The sequence below is a fragment of the Roseovarius sp. MBR-79 genome (genome assembly GCF_053628555.1).
Genome location: NZ_JBRJGP010000064.1, coordinates 1 through 2,729, shown reverse-complemented (window position 1 = coordinate 2,729; position 2,729 = coordinate 1). Strand labels below are relative to the sequence as shown.

General features: G+C 64.4%; 6 protein-coding genes. All 6 read right to left on the bottom strand.

Translation table 11 applies throughout. The annotated features are described in order from the left end of the window. Window positions 1–50: 50 nt before the first annotated feature. A complete protein-coding gene (locus ACSSV8_RS20090) occupies window positions 51–506 on the bottom strand; it encodes a DNA cytosine methyltransferase (protein ID WP_454283664.1) in 456 nt (151 codons plus the stop codon). 8 nt (window positions 507–514) lie between these two features. Continuing rightward, the gene (locus ACSSV8_RS20085) at window positions 515–1,486 is read right to left on the bottom strand and encodes a helix-turn-helix domain-containing protein (protein ID WP_454283663.1); all 972 of its coding nucleotides are present in this window, start codon (window positions 1,484–1,486) and stop codon (window positions 515–517) included. Beyond that, on the bottom strand, window positions 1,441–1,878 hold the full coding sequence (locus tag ACSSV8_RS20080) for a VRR-NUC domain-containing protein (RefSeq protein ID WP_454283662.1): 438 nt from the start codon (window positions 1,876–1,878) through the stop codon (window positions 1,441–1,443). The genes ACSSV8_RS20085 and ACSSV8_RS20080 overlap by 46 nt, the downstream gene beginning before the upstream one ends. Then, a complete protein-coding gene (locus ACSSV8_RS20075) occupies window positions 1,875–2,144 on the bottom strand; it encodes a hypothetical protein (RefSeq protein WP_454283661.1) in 270 nt (89 codons plus the stop codon). The genes ACSSV8_RS20080 and ACSSV8_RS20075 overlap by 4 nt, the downstream gene beginning before the upstream one ends. Beyond that, window positions 2,141–2,389 (bottom strand): helix-turn-helix transcriptional regulator, encoded by a 249-nt coding sequence (locus ACSSV8_RS20070; RefSeq protein ID WP_454283660.1) that lies wholly within the window; start codon window positions 2,387–2,389, stop codon window positions 2,141–2,143. The genes ACSSV8_RS20075 and ACSSV8_RS20070 overlap by 4 nt, the downstream gene beginning before the upstream one ends. A 100-nt stretch (window positions 2,390–2,489) precedes the next feature. Then, a partial coding sequence (locus ACSSV8_RS20065; RefSeq protein ID WP_454283659.1) for a hypothetical protein occupies window positions 2,490–2,729 on the bottom strand: 240 nt, incomplete at its 5' end.

Here is a 2,729-nt window from a genome sequence, read left to right as displayed (position 1 = left end):
CTCCTTGGCGGTGCCAGCCGCCGGTTGGGTGGGTTTCGTTCACCCGGAGATTACGCCACCTTCAAATTTCCACCACCTTCGCGACACGACCTCCAAAGCTCTCGCAGGACGGTCTCAAGACCGAGGGTGACGTGGCCGGGAACGTTTTCGAGGAACACCCATTCGGGGGAACATTCTCCGATGACGCGAGCCACGTCGGGCCAGAGGTGGCGGGGGTCGTCGGCACCGCCGCGCTTTCCGGCGGCGCTGAAGGGCTGGCAGGGATATCCGGCGAGGACGGTATCGAACGCCCCGCGGAAGGCCCGGGCGTCGAAGGACCGCAGATCATCCCAGATCGGGGCAGGGGCGAAGTATCCGGCGCGCTGGGCCGCAATGAGGACAGTTCGGGGCCAGTCCTCCCACTCGACGAAGGCGCGAGTGTGAAAACCGGGTTCGGCGAGCGTGAGGCCCAAATCCAAACCTCCGCCGCCTGCGCAGAGGGACAATCCGTGCCGGGGACGTGACACCACGGCATTCACCGCACCACGCGCTGGCTGAGGCGTGCAGGCGTGACCAGCCCGCGTGCCAGCATCAATCCGCACATGGCGGTGCTGATCATGCCCTTGGGCAGGTATTCGTCGGAGTTGACCTTGGCGGCATAGAACGCCGCCAGTTCATCCGGGCTGGGCGGGGGCGCTGCATCTGCCTTGCGCCGCCGCTTGGCCTTTGTGCCCTTCGAAGTCGCGATGGCTGCCTGCGCATCGCGCCGGGCTGCACGCTCCATGAACCGGTCGAGGGCTTTGGGGCCATCGGGCGGTTCGGGATGATCGCGCCGGGTCTCGGTCGCTGTTTCGATGATCCGATCCTTGGACAGCCCGAGATCATCGATCCAGCGGCGAACGTGGGTCCTGGCTGGCCAGCCGTGCCACCAGGCGGGCAGGGTGGCGTTGGCGGCAAAGCCCAGCGCTGTGAGCAGTTCTGCGAAGAACCGATCAAAATCGGCCTCGCGCGCAGCCGCGTCCTCCTCCTCCTCCTTTACTGGTTTAGTTAAAGGTTCTCTTACAAGGTTAGCCTCCGGATTCCGGAGATGGCTTTGGGCAAAATCCGGAGATGGCTTTGCGGCAAATCCGGAGATGGCTCCATCTCCGCTTTCCGGAGTTGGATCGTCGCTTTGTTCCGCGTCCGTTCCGGCAAACCCACCTCCGGTTTCCGGAATCGACTCTTGTGGAAAGCCGTCCTCGAACCCCAGGATGTAGCGTGTCGCCTGGCGCTTGTGGGTGCGCGGATCACAGGTGCGGACGCGGTGGATCAGGCGCAGTTCCTCCAGCTTGGCCAGATGCGCGTTCAACGCCGAGATCGACATTTCCGCGTCGTCCGCCAGCCGTGCCTGCGTCGGAAAGCAGCCGAAATCCGGGTTGTGCCGGTCGCAGAGGAACCAGAGCACGATCTTGGTGGCGGGCTTCAACCCGCGCTGCTGGATGGCCCAGACGGTTGCCTTGTGGCTGATGGTGCCGCCCTCCGCGCCGGGAGCTGCACGCGACTGGTGAAGCCGTTGTCCGCCAGCGCGCCCAGCGCATCGTCGACCGAGCGCACCAGCGCCCAGCCAAAGCCCTGCGCGTAGACCGTGTCGCGAAACACTTTCTGCGATTTGCGCAATCGGCCGGTCTCGCTTTTGACCTCGAGGAACAGCACGCGGCCACCGGAGATCACGATCAGGTCGGCAAAGCCGGGATATACGCCCATGCCAACGAGGATCGCCTGCCTCTTGGCTCCGGCTACTCCGGGCTGGGTCACCTCATTGGCGCAGTGATGAACGATGGCATCGCGGGGCAGGGCGAACCGCAACGCTTGCACGATGGCGCGCTGGGCGTCGGCCTCGGGGGTGCTGCGGCGGTTCATTGCGCGGCCTCCGGATCGGGCTGGTGATTGCCGCCGCGCCCTGGGGTCTTCGCATCCAGAACAACCAGCAGGATGCGCGCGTCCTCGCGCTCCTCCGGTGTTTTGCCATGCTGGACGAGTACATTGCAGGCGAGCCGGATCAGGTGGTCGGAGTGATGCACCACATCGGCCACGACCATGCGCGCCTCGCGCCGCCGCTCTTCGATCCAGTCGGAGCGCGCTGCGTCCCGCGCCTGGCGCTTGCGGAAGGGAAAGGGCGCGGTCATCGCCGACCCCGCGACGGTGTCTTGCGTGTCTGTTCTCTGGCCTCAAGCCAGCTGCGCACGGTGCTGCGCCGGTAATAGACCTTGCGCCCCAGCTTGATGCTCTGCGGGCCGGTGCGCCTCATGTCCCACCGCCACAGCGTGTCCTCGGATACCCCGAGGCTGATCGCCAGATCATGCCGACTGATCCAGTCCTCCAGCAGGCCCAAGTCGGGCCCTTCATGGCGGCTGTCCTGCGTATCCAACATCTGTGATTCCTTCCCCTTTGCGCCCGATTGCGGGCGATTGCGACACGGGGTGCAGGGGAGCAGATGGCAGGGGGTGGCAGGGTGGCATAAACCGGCGTATTCATCGCGCCCTTTGTGCCACCCCTTGTTTTATTGACGTTTTCCCACGTTCACCAATTTTTGTAGAGGCGAATGCTTCTCGAACCTTATCAACCAAAGATTGCAGAGTCAGGGTGGCTTCGGGCCTCCCCTGGCATGTCTGGAATCTGTAATCGGCGGAGCAATACTCGGCCACGGTAGCGGCGGCATAGTGTTGTCGCGGGCGGCGTAAAAGTCGGCCACTTTTGTCCTTTCGGATTTC

Coding starts and splice junctions, on each gene's coding strand:
- ACSSV8_RS20080 (WP_454283662.1), bottom strand. CDS start 1,878: ATGAACCGCCGCAGCACCCCCGAGGCCGACGCCCAGCGCGCCATCGTG.
- ACSSV8_RS20075 (WP_454283661.1), bottom strand. CDS start 2,144: ATGACCGCGCCCTTTCCCTTCCGCAAGCGCCAGGCGCGGGACGCAGCG.
- ACSSV8_RS20070 (WP_454283660.1), bottom strand. CDS start 2,389: ATGTTGGATACGCAGGACAGCCGCCATGAAGGGCCCGACTTGGGCCTG.